Raw genomic sequence first — 23,421 nt, 5'->3', positions numbered from 1 at the left:
CGCGCCGGTTCAGACCGCCCATTCCGGGTCGGTGGTGAAGGCGATGGTCAGCCAGCGGTCCGGGCCCTCGTCGCCGATCGCGCGGCCGATCTCGTCACGGATCGCGTCCCACTCCTCCAGCCGGCGCGGCGGCTGGCCGGCGGGAACGACGAAATAGATCTCGATCTGGCGGCCGCGGCCGACGCGGGCGACATAGGCGTGATGGCTGACGAAGCCGTGGCGCGCGACCGCGGCCCCGGCCACCTGCCGCACATGCGCCAGCAGGTCCTGCGGCGTGACCAGCAGGATGTCGGCCAGCGCCTGGCGCACGGTCGGCACCGGCGCCGGCAGCACCATCAGACAGACCAGCGCCAGCGCCGCCGGATCGACATAGGGCGTCATCCAGTCCCAGCCCGTGCCCTGAATGAGCCAGCCAAACAGGAAGGCCGCCAGCAGTGCCCCCGACAACGCCGCCGAGATCGTCCAGGCCTTGGCATCCAGTTCCAGAAACATCGAACCGATGCGCCGGTTCGCCCGCCGCCCATAGGCCGCCATGGCGCAGGCCGCGATCAGCGAGACCGCGGCAAAGACCATGGCCCGGTCGAAATGCAGCGCGCGCCCGCCCTGCAGCAGGCTGGCGATCGAGGTGATCAGCCCGTAGCCCGCCATGCCGATCAGCATCGTGCCCGACAGGCCCAGCACCATCGGCTCCAGATGCCAGAAGCCCATGGTGAAATGGCGCGCCAGCCGCGCCTCGGGCTGTTCGGCCGGGGACCGGGCGATCAGCCGCGACACCATCAGCGCCAGCAGCGTCATGCTGGCGTCGAGCGCGGTATAGACGCCATCGAAGACAATCGAGGCCGAGCCGCTGAGCAGGCCGAAGATGACCCCGAACCCGGCCATGGCGAAGGTGACGGCGATGGACAGCCGCAGGACCTGCTGTTCGTTGCGCATCTCAGACCCCGCAGCGGTTCAGAAAGCCGGCCAGCACCCCGGCCAGCCGCCCGGCCCACAGATCCTGGCCCGCGGCATCCGCGATCAGGTCGTTTCTGACCTCGATCAACACATTGGGCCGGCCATGCGCCAGCGCGTGGCGGTCGATCGAATCGCCGTCCAGATGCCCGGAATAGGGCTCGTTGTCGCCGGTGACCCAGCCCTGGTCGCGGCATTCGCGGATCAGCGCCGGCCCAAGGCGCGAGTCGCGGTGCGAATAGAGGATGCCCACCGCCCAGGGCCGGCGCGCGCGGCCGCGCAGCTGCCGGGTAAAACTGTGCACGGCGCAGATGGCGCGGTCGGGCCGCGCCGCCGCCAGAGTCGCATAGGCGGCATGATAGGGGCGATAAAGCCGCTCCAGCCGGCGCTCGCGCTCGGCCGCGTCGGCATGGCGGTTGGCCGGGATCACCGTGCCGTCATAGATGCGCATCAGCAGCGTCGGATCGTCCTCGCCCCTGTTCGGGTCGATCACCAGGCGCGAGAAATCCGACAGGATGGCCGGCGCGTCCAGCCGCGCCGCCAGCCGTGTGGCCAGCCCGGCGCCACCGACATCATAGGCGATGTGGCGGGCCATGTCCTCGGCTGCGATGCCAAGGCTGCCGCCGCCGATCCAGCCCGGCACCCGGTTCGTCGCATGGTCGCAGGTGATCAGCCAGCGCGAGGGCCGGTTCGCGCCAATGATGCGATAGGGGGCGGTGGTCATGTCAGCTTCGCCTTGCATGGGCATCCCTTTAGTGCAAACCCTTGCCCAAGCACCAGTTGCAGCCAAGCCGGCAAATGTGCCAGATGGCGGCTGATAGCGCAAACATCGCATCCGCACAGGGAGAGAGGCAGATGAGACGGCACCGCAAGGTCAAGATCGTGGCGACGCTGGGTCCGGCCTCGAGCGATTACACGACCATCCGCGCGCTCTTCGAGGCCGGGGCCGACGTGTTCCGCCTGAACATGAGCCATGGCACCCATGCCGAACAGAAGGCGCGCCACGACATCATCCGCCGCATCGAGGCCGAGACCGGCCGCCCGATCGCGGTGCTGGCCGACCTGCAGGGGCCGAAGCTGCGCGTGGGCAGCTTTGCCGACGGGCACCATGACCTGGCCGACGGGCAGGCGTTCCGCTTTGACCTCGATGCGGCGCCGGGGGACGCCAGCCGCGTGCAACTGCCCCACCCCGAGATCTTTGCCGCGCTGGAGCCGGGGTCCGGACTGCTGGTCAATGACGGCAAGATCCGCCTGACGGTGCAGGCCTGCGGCGCCGATTTCGCCGATTGCGTGGTGACGGCGGGCGGGCCGATCTCGAATCGCAAGGGGGTGAACGTCCCCGATGTGGTGCTGCCGCTGGCGGCGCTGTCGGACAAGGACCGCGACGACCTGGAATTCGCCTGCGAGATGGGCGTGGACTGGCTGGCGCTGAGCTTTGTCCAGCGCCCCGAGGACGTGCTTGAGGCGCGCGAACTGGCGCGCGGCCGCGCCGCCGTCCTGTCCAAGATCGAAAAGCCCGCGGCGGTGCGCGCCTTCGCCGAGATCCTCAAGGTCTCGGACGGAATCATGGTGGCGCGGGGCGATCTGGGGGTGGAACTGCCGGTGCATTCCGTGCCGCCGATCCAGAAGCGGCTGGTGCGCGCCTGCCGCGCGGCGGCGAAACCGGTGATCGTGGCGACGCAGATGCTGGAATCGATGATCGAAAGCCCGATGCCGACCCGGGCCGAGGTCTCGGACGTGGCCAACGCCATCTACGAGGGCACGGATGCGGTGATGCTGTCGGCCGAAAGCGCCGCCGGCGCCTATCCGGTCGAGGCGGTGACCACGATGGACAGCGTGGCGCAATCGGTGGAATCGGACCCGACCTATCGCGACATCATCGAAAGCACACGCAACGCCCGGCGCCAGACCGTGGCCGACGGCATCGTGGCCGCGGCGCGCGAAATCGCCGAGACCACCGACATCTCGGCGATCTGCGCATTCACCCAGTCCGGCACCACCGCAAGCCTGGTGGCGCGTGAACGTCCGCGCGTGCCGATCATCGCCCTGTCCTCGGAAACCGGGGCGCTGCGCCGGCTGTGCCTGACCTGGGGGACGCATTGCGTGCTGACGCCGTCGCTGGTGCGCTTCAAGCAGGCGGTGGTGAACGCGGCCAAGGCGGCGCGGGACTTTGGCTTTGCCAATGAATCGAACCAGATCGTGGTCATGGCGGGCGTGCCCTTCAACGTCCCCGGCACGACGAACATCCTGCGCATCGCGCCCTGCGACGAACGCTTGATCTACCGCACCGATCCGGAATAAGCCCGCCATGACGACCTCTAGGGAATAGGTGACCCGATGATCGACATCCTGTTGCTGGCCGGTGCCGCGCTTTGCGCGCTTTCCGTGCTGATGGCCGCGATTGCGGTGGCCCGCACGCAGGCGCCGCGCGCGGCCGCCATCGTCCTGGTGCTGGGTCTTGGCCTGCTGCTGGCCGGCACCGCGCTTGATCCGCGGCCGCTGGGCCTGAACACGCTGGCGCACAGCTGGCAGCGCCTGACAAGCGGCCAGCTGGAGCTGCAGCCCGCACCCGAGGCGACCCCCGCAGCGGAAGCCCCCGCAGCAGAGCCGGCAGCCGCGCCGGCCGAACCCGCGCCCGCCGCCGAAGCGCCTGCAGAAAAACCGGCCGCCGAAGAACCGGCTGCCGAGGCTCCTGCGGCTGAAGAGCCGGCAACCGAACCCGCAGCCGAACCGGCAGCGGCCCCTGCCGAAGAACCGGCCGCCGAGGAACCGGGCGCCGAGGCCAGCACTTCGGTCAAGCCCAGCCAGTAGGGCTTGTCAATTCGCGCGCGCCTCTCTATAGGGCACGCTTCCACCCGCGCGGCCGGCCGACATGGCATTGCCGAGTCGCGCGTTCACTCTGACCGCAAGGAGAGTAAAATGCCGAAGATGAAGACCAAATCGGCCGCCAAGAAGCGGTTCTCGATGACGGCCACGGGCAAGGTCAAGGCCGGCCCGGCCGGCAAGCGCCACGGCATGATCAAGCGCTCGACGAAATTCATCCGCGACGTGACCGGGACGATGATCCTGTCCGACGCGGACGCGAAGATCGTCAAGAAATACATGCCCTACGACCGCTGAGGAGAACCGGACATGGCACGAGTCAAATCGGGGAAAGTCACCCACGCCCGCCACAAGAAGGTTCTTGACGCGGCGAAAGGCTATTACGGCAACCGTTCGCGCAACTTCCGCACCGCGACCCAGGCTGTCGACAAGGCCAACCAGTATGCCACGCGCGATCGCAAGAACCGCAAGCGCAATTTCCGCGCCCTGTGGATCCAGCGCATCAACGCCGCCGTGCGCGCCGTCGATGCCGAGATGACCTATTCGCGCTTCATCGCCGCGCTGGCGAAGGCCGGGATCGAGGTGGATCGCAAGGTTCTGGCCGATCTCGCCGTGCACGAGCCGGAGGCCTTTGCCGCCGTCGTCGCCCAGGCGAAAGCCGCCGCCTGATCGCAGGCCACCCGGCCGGAATGCCGAACCCGCACCGTCAAGGTGCGGGTTCTTTCGTTCCCGGGATGCATGGCGCGGCCGACTGTTGCATCCCGTGGCGCGAAGGGTGAAGACTTGTCGGCACGGTGGCTTGCCGCCAGGCAGCACGATGGAAAGGGTCGCAACCATGCCGGCCAGTCCTGACCCCCTCTGTCCGGTTCGCGTCCCGCTGAGTCGCCGGCCGATGGGGGTGATCGCCAGCGCCATGACCGCGCGACGCAACCTGCTGGAACTGATCCCCGAGATCGCCACCCGCCAGCCGATGGTCTCGGGCCGGACCGGCAAGCGCTGGCACATGGTCATGGACCCCGGCGCGCTGGCGCATGTGCTGAAGGAACGGGTCGAGGATTATCCGAAATCGCTGGTGACCAGGCTGATCCTGGCCCCCGCAATCGGCAATTCGCTGTTCGTGGCCGAGGGCGCGCATTGGCGCTGGCAGCGCCTTGCCGCCGCCCCGGCCTTTTCCCAGCGCCATGTCGAGGCGCTGGCGCCGGTGATGACCGCCGCCGCCGAGGCCAGCGCCCGCCGGCTGGCGGCCTGCCGCGGGCCGGTGGATCTGTTCGAGGAATGCGTGGCGGCGACCTTCGAGGTGATCTCGGAGGTGACGTTTTCCGGCGGCACGGGCTTTGAGCGCGATGCCGTGCACCGGGCGATCGGCGGCTTCATCGACGGGGCGGCGCGGCTTTCGGTCATGGACATCCTTGGCCTGCCGGGCTGGCTGCCGCGGCCGGGGCGGCTGTTTTCCGGCGGCGAGCTGCGGCGGATGAAGCGCATGGCCGATGCCGCCATCGCCGCCCGCGCCCGGAGCGGGGCGCGCGCCCCGCCCGACCTTCTGGACCTGTTGCGCGCCGGCCACGACCCCGAGACCGGCCGCGCCATGACCCCGGCCGAACTGCGCGACAACCTGCTGACCTTCATCGTCGCCGGGCATGAGACCACGGCGCTGACCCTTGCCTGGGCGCTTTACCTGCTGGCCTTCGACTCAAAGGTGCAGCACCTTGCCGCCATAGAGGCGGCTGCGGTACTGGACGGTCGCGCCGCGACCGTCGCCGACCTGCCGCGCCTGCCCCTGGTGCACCAGATCATCGAGGAGACGCTGCGGCTTTACCCGCCGGCCGCCATGCTGTCGCGCACCGCCCGCACCCCGGACCGGCTGTGCGGGCGCGAGATCCGGCCCGGCGACACCGTGATGCTGCCGATCTATGCCCTGCACCGCCACCGCCTGCTGTGGCCCGAGCCCGACCGATTCGACCCCGGCCGCTTTGCCCCCGACCGCGGCCACGAACGCATGGCCTTCCTGCCCTTTGGCGCCGGGCCGCGCATCTGCATTGGCGCCGGATTCGCCCTGCAAGAGGCGGCAATCATCCTGGCGACCCTGCTTTCGCGGTTGCGGTTCGCCCCGCAATCGCGCATGCCGCAGCCGCGCATGATCCTGACCCTGCGCCCGCATGGCGGTGTCTGGCTGCGCGTCCACCCGCGCTAAGGTCTTGCGCCGGAGCGGTTTTGGCGCCCTAATCGCAGCAAAGCAGGAGAAGCGCCCATGACCGCGATCATCGATTTCCTGAACACCATCTTCTGGGGCTATGTGCTGATCTACGGCCTGCTGGCCGTCGGCATCTATTTCACCATCCGCCTCGGCTTCATCCAGATCCTGCATTTCCGCGAGATGTTTCGCTGCGTCGTGGGCTCGGGGGTCAAGGACGGCGACGGCATCTCGCCCTTCCAGGCGCTGACCGTCAGCCTGGCCAGCCGCGTCGGCACCGGCAATATCGCCGGGGTCGCGGTGGCGATCACCTTGGGCGGACCAGGCGCGGTGTTCTGGATGTGGATGGTGGCCACGGTGGGCATGGCCACGGCCTATGCCGAATCGATGCTGGCGCAGCTTTACAAGGAACACGGGCCCGGCGGACTGTATCGCGGCGGCCCGTCCTTCTACATCAAGAAGGCACTGGGCCAGGGCTGGCTGGCCTCGATCTTTGCCGTGGCGCTGATCATCGCCTTTGGCCTGATCTTCAATGCCGTGCAGTCGAACTCGATCGCCGAGGCGGCGACCGGAGCCTTCGGCATCAACAAGGCGGTGGTGGGCGTCGCCATCGCGGCGCTGACCGGGGTGATCATCTTCGGCGGCATCCCGCAGATCGCGCGCGTGGCGGAATTCGTCGTGCCCTTCATGGCTGGCGCCTATCTGCTGGCGGCGATCGTGGTGGTGATCATGAACATCTCGGAAGTGCCCGGGGTGCTGGGCCATATCATCGGTTCGGCCTTCGGCCTGCAGGAGGCGGCGGGCGGCGTCACCGGCGGCATGGCCGCGGCGATGATGAACGGGGTCAAGCGCGGGCTGTTTTCCAACGAGGCCGGCATGGGTTCGGCCCCCAACATCGCCGCCGTGGCGGTCCCCGACCCGCACCACCCGTCAAGCCAGGGCTTCGTGCAGGCACTGGGGGTGTTCATCGACACGATCCTGGTCTGCACCGCCACCGCGATCATGATCCTGCTCTCGGGGGCGATCCCCTCGGCCGAACTGACCGGCGTGGCGCTGACGCAATCGGCGCTGGCCGAGCATTTCGGCAGCTTTGGCCAGTATTTCGTCGCCATCGCCATCTTTTTCTTCGCCTTCACCTCGATCATCGGCAATTATGCCTATGCCGAGAACGCCATCATCTTCCTGGGCCACGGCCATCAGAGCGTGGTCACCGGGCTGCGCGTCGCGGTCATGGCCATGGTGATCTGGGGTGCGATCCAGACCGTGCAGAAGGTGTTCGACTTTGCCGATGCCTCGATGGGGCTGATGGCGACGATCAACCTGATCGCCATCGTGGCGCTGTCGGGCACGGTGGTGCATGTCACCCGCGACTATCTGCGCCAGCGCGCCGAGGGTCGCAGCCCGACCTTCCATCTGAAGGACCACCCCGACATCGCCCCCGGCGCCGACAGCACGATCTGGAAATAGGCCGATGATCACCATCTATCACCGACCGACCTGCTCGACCTCGCGCAAGGTGCTGCAGATGATCCGCGATGCCGGGCATGAGCCCCATGTCATCGACTATGGCCGCGACGGCTGGACGCGCGGCCAGCTTCTGGGCCTGTTCGCCGCCGCCGACGTGACGCCTTCGCAGGCGCTGCGCGTCAAGGGCACCGACGCGGCCGAGCGCGGGCTGATCGGCGCCGACGACGAGACCATCCTTGCGCAGATGGTCGAGAACCCGGCCCTGGTCGAGCGGCCGATCGTCTGCGGCCCTGGCGGCGTGCGCCTGTGCCGCCCGGCGGAACTGGTCATGGAAACGCTGTCCCGCTAGGCTTTCCCCCGGCCCGCGCGCATGGTAAGGCGCGCGGGAACCGCAAGGAAGCCCGCCATGTCCGACATCGACACCCTTCGCCAGTCCTATCTCTCGCGCATTGCCGCCGCAGGCGACACCGAGGCGCTGGAGCAGGTGCGCCTCGCCGCCCTTGGCAAGAAGGGCGAGATCAGCGGCATGATGAAGGAACTGGGCCGCATGACGCCCGAGGAGCGCCAGACCAGGGGCGCGGCGCTGAACCGGCTGAAGGACGAGATCGACACCGCGCTGCGCGCCCGCCGCCAGGGGCTTGAGGATGCGGCGCTGGACGCGCGGCTGCGGGACGAATGGCTGGACGTGACCCTGCCCGGCCGGCCGCGGCCGCAGGGCAGCATCCACCCCGTCAGCCAGGTGACCGAGGAAGTGACGGCGATCTTTGCCGACATGGGGTTCCGCGTCGCCGAAGGGCCGCAGATCGAATCCGACTGGTTCAATTTCGACGCGCTGAACATTCCGCCCGAACATCCGGCGCGGCAGGAACACGACACCTTCTTCATGCAGCGCGCGGCGGATGATCCGCGCCCGCCGCATGTGCTGCGCACCCATACCTCGCCGGTGCAGATCCGCGCCATGCAGGCCAGCGGCGCCCCGATCCGGGTGATCGCGCCGGGCCGGGTCTATCGCATGGACATGGACCAGACGCATTCGCCGATGTTCCACCAGGTCGAGGGGCTGGCGCTGGGCAAGGGCATTTCCATGGCGAACCTGAAATGGACGCTCGAGGAGTTCTGCCGCGCCTTCTTCGAACTGGACCACGTCGAGCTGCGTTTCCGCGCCAGCCATTTTCCTTTCACCGAACCCTCGGCCGAGGTCGACATCCGCTGTTCCTGGGAGGGCGGCAAGCTGTCGATCGGCCAGGGCGACAGCTGGCTGGAGATCCTCGGCTCGGGCATGGTGCATCCCAAGGTGCTGGCGGCGGGCGGCATCGACCCCGATGAGTGGCAGGGCTTTGCCTTCGGCATGGGCATCGACCGCATCGCCATGCTGAAATACGGCATCCCCGACCTGCGCGCCTTCTTTGAATCCGACCTGCGCTGGCTGCGCCATTACGGCTTTGCCCCGGGCGACATTCCCAGCGTCGCGGGCGGGCTGTCACGCTGAGGCCGGGGCCGGGGCCGGGCCGGCGCGGGCAGATCGGGGGAAGGGGCATGGCGGCGACCCAGCGTCTCGCGCTTGAACTGGACGGGCTCGTGCGCCGCTTCGGCAGCCGCAATGTGCTGGACGGCATCTCGCTGGCCTTGCCTGAGGGGCGCATCACCTGCCTTCTGGGCGAATCGGGCTGCGGCAAGTCGACGCTCTTGCGGCTGATCGCCGGCGTCGACCGCCCCGACGGCGGGCGCATCCGCATGCAGGGCGCGGATCTGGTGGCACCGGGGGTCTTTGTCGAACCCGAGGACCGCAAGATCGGCTTCATGTTCCAGGACTATGCGCTGTTTCCGCATCTCAGCGTGGACGAGAACCTGGCCTTTGGCCTGCGCGCCCTGCCGGCGCGCGAACGCGCCGCGCGCGTGGCCGAGGTGGCGCAGCGCATCGGCATCGCGCATCTGCGCGCGCGCTATCCGCATTCGCTGTCGGGCGGCGAACAGCAGCGCGTCGCGCTGGCGCGGGCACTGGCGCCGCGGCCGGCGATCCTGCTGATGGACGAGCCCTTCTCGAACCTCGACCAGGGGCTGCGCGAAAAGGTGCGCCGCGAGACCGTGGCCACGCTGCGCGAACTGGGGGCGACGGCGATCATCGTCACCCATGATCCGCAGGAGGCGCTGGCGGTCGGCGACCTGATCGTGCTGATGCGCGCCGGCCGCATCGAACAGACCGGCACCCCCTTCGAGATCTACGACAACCCCCGCTCGCTTTATGCCGCCGAGTTCATGGGCCCCTGCAACCGCCTGACCGGGGTCTGGAGCAATGGCGCGCTGGATACCGCCATCGGCAGCTTTCCGGGCGATCTGGACCTGCCCGAGGGGGCGCTGGCGCTGGCCTGCATCCGGCCGCAGGCGCTGTCGCTGTCGCCCGACGGCCAGGGCATCCCGGCGCGCATTCTGGCCAAGACCTTCATCGGCGAAAGCGAACAGATCGACATTCTCGTGCATCCCCTGGGCGAGCCGCTGCGCATGCACAGCCATTTCCGCATCCCGATGACCATCGGCGAACGCGCCGGGCTGCAGCTGAACGGCGCCCAGGTGCATGTCTTTGCCCATCCCGAGCCGGGCTGAGCCCCGGCCACACTTGACAAAAATCCTAAACCATAGCGTCACTATGGACCGGACCACATCGCATTCCCGCACCCCGAAAGAAAGGCCAACCGATGAAGATCGAACGCAAACTGTCGCCGCTGCTTCTGGCGGGCATCGTCGTCGCGGGCGGGGCCGGCAGCCTCGCGGCAGAGGAGCTGAACCTCTACACCTCGCGCGAGCCGGGCCTGGTCGAGCCGCTGCTGCAGGCCTTCACCGCCCAGACCGGGGTCAAGGTCAACACGGTCTTTCTGAAAGATGGCCTGGCCGAGCGCGTGGCATCCGAGGGCGAAAGCTCGCCCGCGGATGTGCTGATGGCGGTGGACGTGGGCAATCTGGCCGATCTGGCCGAACGCGGGCTGACGCAGCCGGTGCAATCCGAGATCCTGGCAGCCGCCATCCCCGAGAACCTGCGCGACCCCGGCAACGAATGGTTCGCGCTGTCGATGCGCGCGCGCGTGGTCTATGCGGCCAAGGCGCTGGGGCTGGACGCCATCACCTATGAGGATCTGGCCGATCCGAAATGGAAGGGCAAGCTCTGCATCCGCTCGGGCCAGCATCCCTACAATACCGCGCTGATCTCGGCCTATCTCGACCATCACGGCGCCGCCGAGACCGAGGCCTGGCTGACCGGGCTGAAGGCCAATCTGGCGCGCCAGGCCGGGGGCGGCGACCGCGACGGCGCCAAGGACATCCTGGGCGGCATCTGCGATCTGGCGGTGGCGAATTCCTATTACGTCGGGCTGATGCGCTCGGGCAGGGGCGGGGATGAACAGCGCGCCTGGGGCGAGGCCATCGACCCGGTGCTGCCGACCTTCAAGGATGGCGGCACGCATGTGAACATCAGCGGCGCCGCGGTGGCCAGACATGCGCCCAACCGCGAACAGGCGGTCAAGCTGCTGGAATTCCTGGTCTCGGACGAGGCGCAGAAGCTGTATGGCGAGGCGAATTTCGAATATCCGGTAAAGCCGGGCGCCACCATCGACCCGATCATCGCCGCGTTCGGCGAACTCAAGGTCGATGCCGTGCCGCTGACCGAGATCGTGAAGCACCGCAAGGAGGCGAGCGAACTGGTCGACAAGGTCGGCTTCGACAACTGACCCGGCGCAGGGCGGCCCGCCCGGGCCGCCGCAAGCCGCCGCAAGCCGCCGCAAGCCGCCGATGTACGCCCCCCCGACGCAGATGCCCGCCCGCGCCCTGCCCCGCCGCCGCGGCCGGGTCTGGCTGCACGCCAGCCTCGTGATCGCGGCGCTGGCACTGGCGCCGCTGCTGGCGCTGGTCTGGCAGGCGACGCAGGGCGCGGGCGGGCTCTGGTCGCATCTGGCGCGCCATGTCCTGCCCCATGCCCTGGGCCAGACGGCAATGCTGATGGCCGGGGTCGGCGTCCTTGTCGCGGTCATCGGCACCGGCAGCGCCTGGCTGGTGGCGGCGCATGATTTCCGCGGCCGGCGCTTTCTGGAATGGGCGCTGTTGCTGCCGCTGGCGGTGCCGACCTATATCGTCGCCTATGCCTATCTGGACCTGCTGCATCCGCTGGGTCCGGTGCAGGGGGCGGTGCGCGGCCTGCTGGGCTATGACAGCCCGCGCCAGTTCCGCCTGCCCGACATCCGCTCGATGAGCGGGGCGATCGTGCTGCTCAGCCTGGTGCTTTACCCCTATGTCTATCTGCCGGCGCGCGCCATGTTCCTTACCCAGGCGGCGAATCTGGTCGAGGTGGCGCGCACGCTGGGCTGTGCGCGGCGGCAGATCTTCTGGCGCGTGGCGGTGCCGCTGGCGCGGCCGGCGATCGCCGTCGGGGTCAGCCTGGCGCTGATGGAGACGCTGAACGACATCGGCGCCTCCGAGTTCCTCGGCGTGCGCTCGCTGACGGTCTCGGTCTATACCACCTGGGTCACGCGTTCGGACCTGCCGGGGGCGGCGCAGATCGCGCTGGCGATGATCGCGCTGGTGGTGGCGCTGGTCACGCTCGAGCGCTGGGCGCGCCGGCGCCAGCGCTACAGCACCGGAGCGCAGCGCGCCCGCAACCTGGTGCCGCGGCCCCTGCACGGGCGCGCGGCGCTGGCGGCATTCGCCCTGGGCTTTCTGCCGGTGCTGCTGGGCTTTCTGCTGCCGGCCGGGTTCCTGGCCATCGAGGCCTGGAAGCGTTTCCAGTTCGCCGGCCTCTCCGGGCAGCTTCTGCACGAGGCGCGCAACACCTTCACCGTCTCGGCGCTGGCGACGCTGGCAGTGCTGGCCTGCGGCATGGTGATCGCCCTTGCCGCACGCGCCTGGCCCGGGCGCGGCATGCGGCTGAGCCTGCGCAGCGCCACCCTGGGCTATGCCATGCCCGGGACCGTGCTGGCGCTGGGGGTGCTGGTGGTCGCGGCCGGGCTGGACCGGCTGATCGACCGCACGGCGCAGGAATGGTTCGGCTTTTCCGCCGGTCTGGTGCTGATCGGCTCGGGACTGGCGCTGGGCTATGCCTATCTCGTGCGCTTCCTCGCCATCTCGGTCGGCTCGGTCGAGGCCGGGCTGACGCGCATCCCGCAAAGCTATGACCACGCGGCGCGCACGCTGGGCCGGGGCGTGACCCGCACCTTCACCGATGTGCACCTGCCGCTGACCAGGGCCGCGATCGCCGCCGCGGGGCTGCTGGTCTTTGTCGACTGCATGAAGGAACTCTCGGCGACGCTGCTGCTGCGGCCGCTGAATTTCGAAACCCTCGCCACGCATCTTTACGGCGAGGCGGCGCGCGGCACCTACGAGGAGGCGGCGCTGGCCGCCCTCGCCATCGTCGCGGTGGGCATCCTGCCGGTCATCCTGCTGGCGCGCATCGGCCGCGGCGAGCGCGGGCGCTGAACCGGCGCGGGCTCAGCCCGCGTGCGGGGGCAACCGGCCGCGGCTCATGTGGCGCTTGCCGGCAAAGCCCGGGCCGCGGCTGACGGCAAAGCCCGCCGCCGCCAGCCCCCGGCGCACATGGCCGGCGGCGGTATAGGTGGCAAAGCTGCCGCCCGGCGCGGTGTGGCGCGCCACCTCGGCCATCAGGTCCGGGCCCCACAGCTCGGGGTTGCGCGCCGGCGAAAAGCCATCCAGAAACCAGGCGTCCGCCCGGCCCGGCCAGCGCGGCAGCGCCTCGCGCGCGTCGGCCAGGACGATCTCGACCGCGACCGGCCCGACCTCAAGCCGCGGCCCCGGCCAGCCGGCGCGCAACTGCCGGGCCAGCGGCGCCAGCTCGGGGAAGGCGGCATGGGCGCGGGCAAGCTCGGGCAGCGACATCGGCCAGGCCTCGAAACTGGTGAAGCGCAGCGGCACCCGGGCCAGCTGCGCCAGCGCCAGCAGGTTCAGCCCGGTGCCAAGGCCCAGTTCCGCGACGTGAAACCCGGGCCGCAGCCGCGCCGGCAGATCGTTGCCGGCCAGAAACACATGCCGCGCCTCGTCAAGCCCGCCGTTCAGGCTGAAATAGGGATCGTCAAAGCGGCGCGAGACCGGGATCCCGTCCGCGCGCCAGTCCAGATCGGCGCGGCTCTGGTCGTCATCGGTCATCTGCGATACTCCGTTGCTGGCACGGCAGATGCGGCAAGGGGCGGGGCGATGGCAAGCGAAATCACGGTGGCGGGCGCGGGGATCTTCGGCCTTGCCTGCGCATGGGAACTGCTGCGCCGCGGCCGGCCGGTGCGCGTGGTCGAGATCGCGCAGGTCGGCGCCGGGGCCTCGGGCGGCCAGGTCGGCGCGCTGGCGCCGCATGCGCCGGAAAACTGGAACCCCAAGAAGCAGGTGCAACTCGGTGCGCTGATCGCGGCGCGGGACTGGTGGGCCGGGGTGGCCGAGGCCGGCGGCACGGACCCCGGCTATGCGCGCCTCGGCCGGGTGCAGCCGGTGCCATTGGGCGCCGAGACACGCATGGCCGCGCGCGTCGCCGCCGCCGCCAATCACTGGCCCGACTGGGCCGGGCTGATGCTGACCGACGCCCCCGAAACCGGACTGCGGCCGCAATCGCCCTCGGGCCTGTGGCTGGTGGACCGGCTGACGGCGCGCATCAGCCCGCGCCGCGCCGGGGCGGCGCTGGCCGCAGCGATCCGCGCCCGCGGCGGCGAGATCGTCGAGGGCGCCACCACCGATGGCCCGGCGATCTGGGCCACCGGCGCCGACGGCCTTGCCCCCTTTGGCGGCAGCGGGGTCAAGGGGCAGTCGGCGCTGCTTTCCCATGTCGCGCCGGACATGCCGCAGGTCTTTGCCGAAGGGCTGCATGTCGTGCCCCATGCCGACGGCACGGTGGCCATCGGCTCGACCTCGGAACGCGATGCGCGCGATCTGGCGACCGACGAGCAGCTCGAAACGCTGATCGCGCGGGCAAGGGCGCTGTGCCCGGTGCTGCGTGACGCGCCGGTGCTGGAGCGTTGGGCCGGGTGGCGGCCGCGCACCGCCTCGCTGCAGCCGATCATCGGCCCGTGGCCGGGACGGCCCGGGCATTACGTCGCCAATGGCGGCTTCAAGATCGGCCTTGCCATGGCGCCGGCCTGCGCCGCGATGCTGGCCGATCTGATCCTTGACGGCCATGACCGCATCCCGCAGGGGTTCAGGGTGCCGGGCTGACCCCGATCACCAGCGGATGCAGATAGAACAGCCCCGCCCAGACCGCCACGGCCAGCGCGATGCGCCACCAGTCCAGACGCAGCGCCAGGCCGCGGCGCCGCGCCATCAGCACCAGCCCCAGCAGGGCATAGGCCAGCAGCAGCCCGAACAGGATCACATGCGCCAGATCGCCATTGGCCAGCAGATGCGCCCCGGCCCACAGCACGAACCCGGCCATCAGCCCGGTCATGCCGCCAACCAGCGGCGCCAGCACCGCAAAGGGCATGGCCAGATTGACCAGCCAGCGCATCCAGGACTCTTGCGGCCAGATCTCGACAAAGGGGGCGCGGGCCGAGGCGACCACCAGCCAGTAAAGCAGCGCCAGCGACAGCAGGCTATAGCCGATGACATAGCCGCGCTGGCCCAGCCGCGCGATCAGCGGCGCCCGGAACCGCGCCGGGATCACATGCGATCCCAGAAAGACGGCCAGCGCCAGAATGAATTCCATCCAGTCCATGCACGCCTGTCTATCCGCGCCGCCCGCCCTCGGCAATGCGCATTGACCCCGCGCCCGCCACGGCCATGATGGCGCCAAACACGAGGAGCCCCATGACCCGCCTGCAAGCCGCCCTTGACGCCATCGACCGCGCCAATGCCGCCGACCCGCAACTGACCGACGGCCAGCCCGAGGCCCTGCTCTACGGCCAGCGCATGAGCGCCGAGCAGCAGGCGCTTTACCCCGGGGCCTCCGAGGCGCTGCGCATCGCCTGCCGCGGCCAGCATGTCGAACGCTGGCTGCTGGCGCGCGACGCCTTTCCCATGGACCGCGCCGGCTATCTGGCCTGGCGCACGGAACAGGGCCGCCGCCACGCCGCGCGGGTGGCGCAGATCATGCGCGATGCCGGCTATGACGCGCCCGAGATCAGCCAGGCCGAACGCATGCTGACCAAACAGGGCATCAAGCGCGACGACGAGGTGCAGGCGCTCGAGGACGTGGCCTGCTTCACCTTCATGCGCTGGTACATGCAGCCCTTCGGCAAGGACCGAGACCCCGCCGAGATGCAGCGCATCGTCGAGCGCACCGCGCGCAAGATGTCCGCCACGGCGCGAACCCGGGCGCTGCGGGAATTCGCCATCCCGGAACCCTTCGCCGCCGCCTTCCGTGCCTAGAGTCCTGATCGTCGCCCATGGCCAGCCCGGAGACCCCGCCCCGCAGCAGCGGGCGATCGAGGCGTTGGCCGCGCAGGTCGCCACCCTGCTGCCCGATGTGCAACTGCGGGGCGCCACACTGGCCATGCCGGGGGCGCTGGCCATCGCCGGCAATGACAGCCTGATCTATCCGCTGTTCATGGCCGCCGGCTGGTTCACGCAGACCGAACTGCCGCGCCGGCTGGCGCGCACCGGGGCGACACAGGCCCGCATCCTGCCGCCCTTCGGCTCGGATCCCGGCCTGCCCGGCCTGTGCCTGCGGCTGATCGCCGATGCCGCATCCGCCCGGGGCAGGCATCTGGCGCAAACGCATCTGCTGCTGGCAGCGCATGGCTCGGGCCGCTCGCGCGCGCCGGCCGCGGCGGCGCAGGCCATGGCGGCCCGGCTGGCCCCGCATGTCTCCGCGACCCGCTGCGGCTTCATCGAGGAGGCGCCCTTCATCACCGACGCCGCCCGGGACCTGCCCGAACCCACGCTCTGCCTGCCGCTTTTTGCCACCGCGGCCGAGCATGTCACCGACGACCTGCCGCATGCGCTGGCGCAGGCCGGCTTCGCCGGCACACTCCTGCCTCCGGTCGGCCTTGCCCCTGCCGTGCCGGCAATGATCGCCGCAAGCATCAGGGCCGCCCTGTAAAAGCGGCGCCGATCTTCTTCGTTCTCCAAATACTCATGCGACCGCGCTACTGGCGCGGCGTCGGGGTTACATCGCCGCCAGCTGCGCCAGCGCCGCGCGGATACGGGACAGATCGTCCTCCAGCGCCGCCAGCTTGTCGCGGGTTTCCTCGATCACTTCCGCCTCGGCGTTCTCGACGAATTTCGGGTTCGACAGCCGCCCGCGCAGGCCCGCGGCATCCTTCTCGGCCTTGGCGGCGGATTTCTCCAGCCGCGCGCTCTCGGCCCTGGCGTCGATCATCGCGCCCACCGGCAGGGCGAAACTCGCCCCGAGTGCGGCGACCGAGATCATCCCCGGCCCCATCGCGCCATCCGCAGGCGGGTTCACCCGCGCCAGCCGCTCGATCAGCGGGCCATTGGCGGCCAGTGCAGCGCGGGCGGCAGCGTCAGCCTCGGTCACCACCAGATCGGGACGCGCACCGGCCGGAACGCCGATCTGCGCCCGGGCCGAACGGATGTTCTCGATGAGCTGGATCACCCAGTTCATCTGCCGGTCGGCCTCGGCGTCGATCAGTTCGGCGCCGCAATCCGGCCAGTCGCCATGTACCAGCATCCGGCTGCGATCCCCGGTCAGCGCCCAAAGCTCCTCGGTGACGAAGGGCATGATCGGGTGCAGCAGCGCATAGCACTGGTCCAGCACCCAGCCCATCGTCGCCTGCGTTTCCTCGCGAAACTCGCCATCGAACAACGGCTTCGAGAATTCCACATACCAGTCGCAGACCTTGCCCCAGACGAAGGCGTAAAGCCCGGTCGCGGCATCGTTGAAGCGATACGACGCCAGCGCCTCGTCGGTGGCCATGCGGATGCGGGCAACCTCGCCGATGATCCAGCGGTTCACCACATGCCGGGGTTGGGGCCGCGCCACGCCGCCGTGCACACCGTTCATCTCGGCGAAGCGGCTGGCGTTCCAGATCTTCGTCACGAAATTGCGGTTGGCTTCGACGTGCTTCGGCCCCAGCTTCGGGTCACGCCCCATGGCGGCCATCGAGGTCAGGGTGAATCGCAGCGCATCCGCGCCGAACTGGTCGATCAGCACCAGCGGGTCGATGACATTGCCCTTGGACTTCGACATCTTGGCGCCCTTTTCATCGCGCACCAGCCCGTGGACATAGACATTGCGGAAGGGCACGTCGCCGACCACCGCCAGCTGCATCATCATCATCCGGGCGACCCAGAAGAAGATGATGTCGAAACCGGTGACCAGCACCGAGGTCGGGAAATAGCGCGCCAGTTCCGGGGTCTTTTCCGGCCAACCCAGCGTGCCGATCGGCCAGAGGCCCGAGCTGAACCAGGTGTCCAGCACGTCCGGGTCGCGCCAGACCGGATAGACCAGCTTCGTCGGGTCCTGGCTCAGGTTGTATTCGGCCAGCCCGGCGGCAAAGGCATCCACCGCCGCCTCGCGGTCCGCGACCTCGACCACGCGCGAGATTTCCAGCGGCTGCGGCAGGCCGGCGATGGCGTCGCGGAATTTCTCGACCACCTCGGCAAAGCTGGCGGCGGCATGGTGGATCTCGTCGCTGTGGACCAGACCTTCTTCCAGCAGGGCAAAGATTTCCACATTGTCCAGTTCGCCGTCATGGTCGTCATCGACCTGGCCCTCGGGGCGCAGGTCAAGGCCATACCAGACCGGGATCTGATGGCCCCACCACAGCTGGCGGCTGATCGTCCAGGGCTCGATATTCTCCAGCCAGTGGAAATAGACCTTCTCATGCTGCTCGGGCAGGATGCGGGTGCGGCCATCTCGCACCGCCTGCAGCGCCGGGCCGACGATCCGTGGCGTGTCGACGAACCACTGATCGGTCAGCATCGGCTCGATCACCACGCCCGAGCGGTCACCGAAGGGCTGCGTGATCGGCTTGCTGTCCACCAGCGGCCGGCGCTCCAGATGCTCGGCGCCGGTTTCGCGGTCGATTTCCTTGTGCAGATAGGTGACGTTCAGCCCCTCGGCATTGATCGCGGCGATCACCCGCTGGCGGGCATCAAAGCGGTCCAGCCCGCGCAGATCGTCCGGAACAAGGTTCACGTTCGAGACATCGCCCACCTCCTCGCCGCGGGCGGCACGGGTGGCGATCGCGGCACTTTCGGCATAGGGCAGCCCGTCCTCGCGCATGCGGCCCTTGCCGTCCATCAGCGCGTAAAGCGGGATGCCGGCGCGCATGGCCACGCCGTAGTCGTTGAAATCATGCGCGCCGGTGATCTTGACCGCGCCCGAGCCGAAATCCGGGTCCGGATATTCGTCGATGATGATCGGGATCAAGCGGCGGTGTTCCTTCGGCCCGACCGGGATCTCGCAAAGCTGGCCGACGATCGGGGCATAGCGCGCGTCATCCGGATGCACGGCCACGGCGCCGTCGCCCAGCATGGTCTCGGGCCGGGTGGTGACGATGGAGATGTAATCGCGCGTCTCGCGCAGCGTCACATTGCCGTCCGCGTCGCGCTCGACATATTCATAGGTGGCGCCATCCGCCAGTGGATATTTGAAATGCCACATATGGCCGGGAACCTCGCGGTTCTCGACCTCGAGATCGGAAATCGCCGTCTCGAAATGCGGGTCCCAGTTCACCAGGCGCTTGCCGCGATAGATCAGGCCCTTGTCATGCAGATCGACAAAGACCCGGATCACCGCATCATGGAAATTTCCTTCCTGCCCGGCCGGCGCGCCGGGCGCACCCGACATGGTGAAGGCATTCCTCGACCAGTCGCAGGAGGCGCCGAGCCGCTTCAGCTGCCCGATGATGGTGTCGCCCGATTCCTGTTTCCAGGCCCAGACCTTGTCCAGAAACGCCTTGCGGCCGATTTCGCGGCGGTTCGGCTCGCCGCGCTCTGCCATCTGGCGCTCGACCACCATCTGCGTGGCGATGCCGGCGTGGTCCTGGCCGGGCTGCCACAGCACGTCAAAGCCGCGCATGCGGTGCCAGCGCACCAGGATGTCCTGCAGCGTGTTGTTCAGTGCGTGGCCGATATGCAGGCTGCCGGTGACGTTCGGGGGCGGGATCAGCACCGAGAAGCTCTCGGCGCCCGGTTTTGCATTGGCGCCGGCGGCAAAGGCATTGCCCGCCGCCCACTCGCCGGCAATCCGCGCCTCGGCGGCAGCGGCGTCAAAATTCTTGTCCATGGCCATCTGATCACCCCTTCAATCGCCTGAAGGGATAGCGAAAAGCTGCGAAAAGGCCAAGGGGGGCGCTGAATATCGAGGTGGCGTTAGGGTGATCTTAATCGCTATGAACTATCGCAGGCGCGGTCGTTCACAGGAGTCGTTGATGAACCTTGTCCAGGCAGTCACCACCTGCTTTTCCAAATACGCCAGTTTCGAGGGCCGGGCCTCGCGCTCCGAATATTGGTGGTTTACGCTGTTCAACGTCATCGTATCTAGTGTTCTGAGCCTGCTTCAGGGCGGTCTTGGCCATGAAATCGGCATGGCCGATCTTTATGCTCTGGCGGTGCTGCTGCCCGGCCTGGGGGTCAGTGTCCGGCGGTTGCATGACATCGGCCGCAGCGGTTGGTGGCTGCTGGTCATCCTGGTCCCGCTGGTCGGCTGGATCGTCCTGCTGGTCTGGCATTGTACCAGGGGCGAGGGTGGCCCGAACCGCTTCGGCCCGGATCCGCTGACCGCAGGTTCGGGCGGCAGTACCTTTGCACAGTCCTGACTCTGCTCAGGGCCGGAACCGCGCCGGCAGCAGATCGGCGAAGGGAAACAGATGCAGCCAGGGCAGCGCCTCGGTCCGGGCGCGGTGAAAGGATGGCCGGGCGAGCAGCCGCTCGAAATAGGCCGCCAGCGCCGGATGAGCCTCGAAAGGCTGCAGGATGCCGGCGTAGTAAAGCGCCGGCGCCGCGGCGCAATCGGCCAGGCCGAAATCCCCCGCCGCCCATTCGCGACCCCGCAGGTGGCGTTCCAGCGCCGCATAGGCCAGGTCAAGCCTGGCCCTGACCAGGGCTGTGACCGCGGCCTCGGCCTCGGGGGCCATGAACAGGCGCGCATCGACGATCTGCTGCATCATGCCGTTGATCTGGAAGTCGAAGAAGCGGTCCCATTGCCGCGCCAGCAGCACCGCGTCCGGGTCCATGGGCAGCAGCCGCTGCCGGCCGGGGTAATGCCGGTCGACATATTCGATCATCACCGAGGATTGCGACAGGATCACACCGCGCGCCGCGTCCTGCAGGCCGGGCATGCGGCCCATCGGCTCGATCCGCGCCATCTGCGCCCGGTCCTCGTCCCTGCCGAGGTCGATGTGGTGAAAATTGAAGGCCACGCCGGTTTCGTAAAGTCCGGTCAGGACCTTCTGCGTATAGGAGGACAGCGGATGGCCAAAAAGCGTCAGCATCACACCGCCCCCGCGAAATGCGCCGGGCCCTTGTCGCGCAGGCTGGTGGTGTCGATGCGATAGGGCAGGCCCGCCTCCTCGCAGGCCCAGCGGATGCGCAGGACGCGCAAAAAGCCCACTGCCATCTCGGGCACGCGGTCATGGGTGGTGATCACGCAGGTCATGGCTGGCACCCTTGCCGTATTGCGGGTCTAGGCGGCCGGCCCGGCCGGGCCGACGACGGCAAACCAGGCGCCCTGCGGGTCCTGGGCCACGGCGATATGGGCCTCGCCCGGCACCTCGATCGGGCCATGGGCCAGCTTGCCGCCGGCCTCGGCGATGCGCACGACCGCGGCATTGACGCCATCCACCCCGAAATAGGGCAGCCAGCAAGGCGAAGGCGCTTGGCCCAGGCCCATCATGCCGCCGATGTCCCTGCCCTGCCAGGAAAACAGCTGATAGCTGCCCATCTCACCCATGTCGACGGCGCGGGCACGCGTCCAGCCCAGGAGCGCCGCATAGAAATCCAGCGCCGCCGCCGGGTCGCTGGACATCAGTTCGATCCAGTTGCCGTGCCCGGGCTTTTTCTGGTCGAAGGCGCCGCTTTCGGCGGGGGGCTGCGGCTGCATCGGCATCGGCTGCAGCAGGCCAAAGGCCGCGCCCTGCGGATCGGTCACGACGGCAAAGCGGCCGGTACCGGGAATGTCGGAGGGCGGGCGATGCACCCTGCCGCCCAGCGCCGTCACCCTGGCGGCGGCGGCATCGACATCGTCCACGTCCAGATAGATCATCCAGTGCGGCGGGGTGCCGGCGCAATCCTCGGGCATCTGCATCAGTCCGGCGACCATCTCGCGGGCGGCGCTGGCCAGGTGATAGGTAAAGCCCGGCATGCCTGCATCCGCCACGCTCCAGCCCAGGACGCGGCCATAGAAGGCGCCTGCAGCCGCCAGCGCCTCCGGGGCGGTGGAAAGCTCGAACCAGCAGGGTTTTCCGTGATACATGCCGCGATCCTCAGGCTTTCTCGTCGAGGATCGGCACAAAGCCGCCCCACATCATGCGCATGCCGTCGAAGGGCATCTCGGGGGGCTGCGCCCCCTGTTCGGCGCCCATCCTGGCGAAACCCGCCTCGGCCGTGGCCCGGTCGGGCCATTCGACCCAGGAAAACACCACCGTCTCATCCGCGCTGGCCTTGGTCGCCATGAAAAAATCGGTGACCTTGCCATGGGGCACGTCATCGCCCCAGGCCTCGACCAGCCGCAGCGCGCCCATATCCCGGAACATCGGCCAGGCGGTCTGCGCCAGTTCAAGGTATTTCTGCCGGTTTGCGGTCGGCACCGCCAGAAGGAAGCCGGAAACATAGGCCATCGCAATCCTCCTTTTCGGCACTGAAGGCGCCGAGTCGCAGGCTGTCACTTGCAGTCGTAAAAAGCAACTAATATCCTTGAAACATGACTGATGCCGCATCCCCCCGCCCGCGCTATGACGAGGGCTGCCTTGGCGCCCATGCGCTGAACGCCATCGGCGACCGCTGGGCGCTGATGGTGGTGCGCGAGCTGATGTTCCGGCCCAAGCGCTTCCAGATGCTGCGCGCCGGCCTGCCGGGGGTCTCGGCCAGCGTGTTGACGCAGCGGCTGGAACAGCTCGGCCGGGCGGGCGTCGTCATGCATGACGATGTGCTGGGCAGCTACGCGCTGACGGACCTTGGCCGGGCGCTGCATCCTGCCTTGCGCGAGCTGTGCCGCTGGGCGCTGCTGCTGCCCGGCCATGACCCCAGCCGCTTCATCAGCGTCACGGCGCTGATGATCTCGATCTCGGCCACGGTGGATGCGCCGCGCGCCGCCGGCCTGGCGCTGCGCGCGGGCTTTCTGTCGGGGCGCGAGGGGTTCGAGGTGACATTTTCCCTGCGAGGCCAGCCCATGGTGCGCGCATGCCGCACCCCAGAGGCAGATTTCCTGCTGGAAGGCAGCGGCAATGCGCTGGCTGCGGCGATCTATGGCCCGGGGCCGGCGGCGCTGGCCGCGGCCGGGCTGATCGTGCTGCGCGGCGAGCGGGCCGCCGCGCAAGAGTTCACCGGCCTGTTCAGCCTTGCGCCTCAGAGCAGCGCCAGCACCGATTCGCCCGAGCTGACCGAACAGGTTCCCGGCGCCTCCTCAAGCTGAAGTGCCGTCACCTTGCCGTCCTCGACGATCATCGCATAGCGTTTCGAGCGGCCCTTGATCCAGCCCTCGGCCTCGATGTTCATGCCCAGCGCCCGGGTGTAGCTGCCGTCGGCATCGGCCAGGACCTCGATCCCGGCCGCCTTGGCGCCGGTATCCCCGGCCCAGCGGTCGGCCACGAACGGGTCGTTCACGGCAATGCAGACCACGCGCGCGACGCCCTTGGCGCGCAGCTTTTCGGCGGTCTTGACGAAGCTCGGCATGTGCAGGCTGGTGCAGGGTGGCGTATAGGCGCCGGGCAGGCCGAAGATCACCACGAGCCCCTTCGACAGGCCGGCGGCATCGACCGGCTCGGGACCGTTGGCGCCCAGAATCATCAGTTGGCCCGCGGGCAGCTTGTCACCTTTGGCGATGGACATGTGCGTTTCCTCCGTCAATTGCATCGTCGCGGCCCCGACTATAGGCTCTGCGCCCGAAGCAG

The 23,421-nt window shown here is 68.8% G+C and carries 26 protein-coding genes; 16 read left to right on the top strand and 10 right to left on the bottom strand.

The window, feature by feature from the left end:
- Positions 1–9: 9 nt before the first annotated feature.
- Both WMK75_RS00880 and WMK75_RS00875 read right to left on the bottom strand, forming a co-directional pair.
- Positions 10–933, bottom strand: coding sequence for a cation transporter (locus WMK75_RS00880; RefSeq protein ID WP_347265765.1), 924 nt, complete (start codon positions 931–933; stop codon positions 10–12).
- Position 934: 1 nt separating this feature from the next.
- Positions 935–1,675, bottom strand: coding sequence for an N-formylglutamate amidohydrolase (locus WMK75_RS00875; RefSeq protein ID WP_347265775.1), 741 nt, complete (start codon positions 1,673–1,675; stop codon positions 935–937).
- 131 nt (positions 1,676–1,806) lie between these two features.
- On the opposite strand from WMK75_RS00875, the gene pyk reads away from it, so the two are divergent.
- The 11 genes from pyk to WMK75_RS00820 all read left to right on the top strand — a co-directional run bounded on the left by pyk (position 1,807) and on the right by WMK75_RS00820 (position 12,889).
- Positions 1,807–3,252, top strand: coding sequence for a pyruvate kinase (gene pyk, locus WMK75_RS00870; protein ID WP_347265764.1), 1,446 nt, complete (start codon positions 1,807–1,809; stop codon positions 3,250–3,252).
- Positions 3,253–3,288: 36 nt separating this feature from the next.
- Complete coding sequence (locus WMK75_RS00865; RefSeq protein WP_347265763.1) at positions 3,289–3,762, top strand: hypothetical protein; 474 nt, start codon at positions 3,289–3,291, stop codon at positions 3,760–3,762.
- 108 nt (positions 3,763–3,870) lie between these two features.
- The gene (gene rpmI / locus WMK75_RS00860) at positions 3,871–4,071 is read left to right on the top strand and encodes a 50S ribosomal protein L35 (protein ID WP_347265762.1); all 201 of its coding nucleotides are present in this window, start codon (positions 3,871–3,873) and stop codon (positions 4,069–4,071) included.
- Positions 4,072–4,083: 12 nt separating this feature from the next.
- Positions 4,084–4,443 (top strand): 50S ribosomal protein L20, encoded by a 360-nt coding sequence (gene rplT / locus WMK75_RS00855; protein WP_142663468.1) that lies wholly within the window; start codon positions 4,084–4,086, stop codon positions 4,441–4,443.
- A 166-nt stretch (positions 4,444–4,609) separates the two neighbouring features.
- Complete coding sequence (locus tag WMK75_RS00850; RefSeq protein WP_347265761.1) at positions 4,610–5,965, top strand: cytochrome P450; 1,356 nt, start codon at positions 4,610–4,612, stop codon at positions 5,963–5,965.
- Between the two features lie 57 nt (positions 5,966–6,022).
- Positions 6,023–7,432, top strand: a complete 1,410-nt coding sequence (locus tag WMK75_RS00845) for an alanine/glycine:cation symporter family protein (protein WP_347265760.1) — start codon at positions 6,023–6,025, stop codon at positions 7,430–7,432.
- A 4-nt stretch (positions 7,433–7,436) separates the two neighbouring features.
- Complete coding sequence (locus WMK75_RS00840; protein WP_347265759.1) at positions 7,437–7,781, top strand: arsenate reductase family protein; 345 nt, start codon at positions 7,437–7,439, stop codon at positions 7,779–7,781.
- Between the two features lie 57 nt (positions 7,782–7,838).
- The gene (gene pheS, locus WMK75_RS00835; RefSeq protein ID WP_347265758.1) at positions 7,839–8,921 is read left to right on the top strand and encodes a phenylalanine--tRNA ligase subunit alpha; all 1,083 of its coding nucleotides are present in this window, start codon (positions 7,839–7,841) and stop codon (positions 8,919–8,921) included.
- Between the two features lie 47 nt (positions 8,922–8,968).
- Entirely contained in the window at positions 8,969–10,033 is a 1,065-nt protein-coding gene (locus WMK75_RS00830; protein WP_347265757.1) for an ABC transporter ATP-binding protein, read from the top strand.
- A 92-nt stretch (positions 10,034–10,125) separates the two neighbouring features.
- Positions 10,126–11,151 carry a Fe(3+) ABC transporter substrate-binding protein gene (locus tag WMK75_RS00825; RefSeq protein WP_347265756.1) on the top strand — a complete coding sequence of 342 codons (1,026 nt, stop codon included), beginning with the start codon at positions 10,126–10,128 and terminating at the stop codon, positions 11,149–11,151.
- Positions 11,152–11,212: 61 nt separating this feature from the next.
- Positions 11,213–12,889 carry an iron ABC transporter permease gene (locus tag WMK75_RS00820; protein ID WP_347265755.1) on the top strand — a complete coding sequence of 559 codons (1,677 nt, stop codon included), beginning with the start codon at positions 11,213–11,215 and terminating at the stop codon, positions 12,887–12,889.
- Positions 12,890–12,901: 12 nt separating this feature from the next.
- On the opposite strand, the gene mnmD is transcribed toward WMK75_RS00820, so the two are convergent.
- Positions 12,902–13,573 (bottom strand): tRNA (5-methylaminomethyl-2-thiouridine)(34)-methyltransferase MnmD, encoded by a 672-nt coding sequence (gene mnmD, locus WMK75_RS00815; protein WP_347265754.1) that lies wholly within the window; start codon positions 13,571–13,573, stop codon positions 12,902–12,904.
- Positions 13,574–13,621: 48 nt separating this feature from the next.
- On the opposite strand from mnmD, the gene WMK75_RS00810 reads away from it, so the two are divergent.
- A complete protein-coding gene (locus tag WMK75_RS00810; protein WP_347265753.1) occupies positions 13,622–14,623 on the top strand; it encodes an FAD-dependent oxidoreductase in 1,002 nt (333 codons plus the stop codon).
- Here WMK75_RS00810 and WMK75_RS00805 read toward each other — a convergent pair.
- Positions 14,607–15,119 (bottom strand): NnrU family protein, encoded by a 513-nt coding sequence (locus WMK75_RS00805; protein WP_347265752.1) that lies wholly within the window; start codon positions 15,117–15,119, stop codon positions 14,607–14,609. The two genes, WMK75_RS00810 and WMK75_RS00805, sit on opposite strands and share 17 nt — an antisense overlap.
- Before the next feature lie 92 nt (positions 15,120–15,211).
- On the opposite strand from WMK75_RS00805, the gene WMK75_RS00800 reads away from it, so the two are divergent.
- On the top strand, positions 15,212–15,772 hold the full coding sequence (locus WMK75_RS00800) for a DUF4202 domain-containing protein (protein WP_347265751.1): 561 nt from the start codon (positions 15,212–15,214) through the stop codon (positions 15,770–15,772).
- The gene (locus tag WMK75_RS00795) at positions 15,765–16,445 is read left to right on the top strand and encodes a cobalamin biosynthesis protein CbiX (RefSeq protein WP_347265750.1); all 681 of its coding nucleotides are present in this window, start codon (positions 15,765–15,767) and stop codon (positions 16,443–16,445) included. The genes WMK75_RS00800 and WMK75_RS00795 overlap by 8 nt, the downstream gene beginning before the upstream one ends.
- A 66-nt stretch (positions 16,446–16,511) precedes the next feature.
- On the opposite strand, the gene WMK75_RS00790 is transcribed toward WMK75_RS00795, so the two are convergent.
- Positions 16,512–19,604, bottom strand: a complete 3,093-nt coding sequence (locus WMK75_RS00790; protein ID WP_347265749.1) for a valine--tRNA ligase — start codon at positions 19,602–19,604, stop codon at positions 16,512–16,514.
- A gap of 139 nt (positions 19,605–19,743) precedes the next feature.
- Between WMK75_RS00790 and WMK75_RS00785 the strand changes: the two genes are divergently transcribed.
- Positions 19,744–20,130 carry a DUF805 domain-containing protein gene (locus tag WMK75_RS00785; RefSeq protein WP_347265748.1) on the top strand — a complete coding sequence of 129 codons (387 nt, stop codon included), beginning with the start codon at positions 19,744–19,746 and terminating at the stop codon, positions 20,128–20,130.
- 6 nt (positions 20,131–20,136) lie between these two features.
- Here WMK75_RS00785 and WMK75_RS00780 read toward each other — a convergent pair whose 3' ends face one another.
- The 4 genes from WMK75_RS00780 to WMK75_RS00765 are packed head-to-tail and all read right to left on the bottom strand — an operon-like array spanning position 20,137 to position 22,149.
- Positions 20,137–20,805 (bottom strand): glutathione S-transferase family protein, encoded by a 669-nt coding sequence (locus tag WMK75_RS00780; RefSeq protein ID WP_347265747.1) that lies wholly within the window; start codon positions 20,803–20,805, stop codon positions 20,137–20,139.
- The gene (locus WMK75_RS00775; RefSeq protein WP_347265746.1) at positions 20,805–20,969 is read right to left on the bottom strand and encodes a hypothetical protein; all 165 of its coding nucleotides are present in this window, start codon (positions 20,967–20,969) and stop codon (positions 20,805–20,807) included. The genes WMK75_RS00780 and WMK75_RS00775 overlap by 1 nt, the downstream gene beginning before the upstream one ends.
- A gap of 27 nt (positions 20,970–20,996) precedes the next feature.
- A complete protein-coding gene (locus WMK75_RS00770; protein ID WP_347265745.1) occupies positions 20,997–21,785 on the bottom strand; it encodes a VOC family protein in 789 nt (262 codons plus the stop codon).
- A gap of 10 nt (positions 21,786–21,795) precedes the next feature.
- Positions 21,796–22,149, bottom strand: a complete 354-nt coding sequence (locus tag WMK75_RS00765) for a DUF1428 domain-containing protein (protein WP_347265744.1) — start codon at positions 22,147–22,149, stop codon at positions 21,796–21,798.
- Between the two features lie 83 nt (positions 22,150–22,232).
- On the opposite strand from WMK75_RS00765, the gene WMK75_RS00760 reads away from it, so the two are divergent.
- Positions 22,233–22,943, top strand: a complete 711-nt coding sequence (locus WMK75_RS00760) for a helix-turn-helix domain-containing protein (RefSeq protein WP_347265743.1) — start codon at positions 22,233–22,235, stop codon at positions 22,941–22,943.
- Here WMK75_RS00760 and WMK75_RS00755 read toward each other — a convergent pair.
- On the bottom strand, positions 22,877–23,359 hold the full coding sequence (locus WMK75_RS00755; RefSeq protein WP_347265742.1) for a peroxiredoxin: 483 nt from the start codon (positions 23,357–23,359) through the stop codon (positions 22,877–22,879). The genes WMK75_RS00760 and WMK75_RS00755 overlap by 67 nt on opposite strands.
- Positions 23,360–23,421: the final 62 nt, after the last annotated feature.

It is taken from the genome of Paracoccus sp. (in: a-proteobacteria), assembly GCF_039808215.1.
In the GTDB taxonomy this organism is placed as follows: Bacteria; Pseudomonadota; Alphaproteobacteria; order Rhodobacterales; family Rhodobacteraceae; genus Paracoccus.
Note: the sequence above shows the minus strand (reverse complement) of the source record. Positions and strands in the feature narration are given on the sequence as shown.